Genomic DNA, 400 nt, shown 5'->3' on the forward strand with positions numbered 1-400 from the left:
TATTTAGACTTCGATGCTGACAGCTTAAAAGGTACTTTCGTTCGCTTCCCAGAACGTAGCGAGTTACCAGCTGAAATCAATGAACAATTAATCGTTGAGTACTACTCAAGATAATCGATTTCTTCAAATTTTACCCCAATGCCTTTCCGGAATTGGGGTTTTTTTAATGCCACTTCCTCATCAATGAAGGTTAGTGGCATTTATGCATAAGCTTTAGCTTAGGCGTTCATTGTTCGCCCTACAACTTAAACATTTCTTCAGGTATGTCTGAAATAATTCCATCTACTCCATAATGTAAAAGTTTCTTAGCCGCCTTAGGTTTATTAACTGTGTAAGGTAATACTTTTAACATTTCTTCATGGGCATGTTTCATAAATCTTTTAGTAACTAACTTATAATT

At 35.2% G+C, this 400-nt stretch carries 1 protein-coding gene and 1 pseudogene; one reads left to right on the plus strand and one right to left on the minus strand.

Going from position 1 to position 400, the window contains the following annotated elements:
- Nucleotides 1-114, plus strand: a pseudogene (locus tag HZY83_RS08150) (30S ribosomal protein S4); the annotation flags it as partial.
- A 124-nt stretch (nt 115-238) separates the two neighbouring features.
- Here the strand turns inward: HZY83_RS08150 and HZY83_RS08155 are convergent.
- Nucleotides 239-400, minus strand: a 162-nt coding sequence (locus HZY83_RS08155; protein WP_305038427.1) for a glycerophosphodiester phosphodiesterase, incomplete at its 5' end; no start/stop codon positions are given.

The organism is Gemella sp. GH3 (assembly GCF_013415425.1).
GTDB lineage: Bacteria > Bacillota > Bacilli > Staphylococcales > Gemellaceae > Gemelliphila.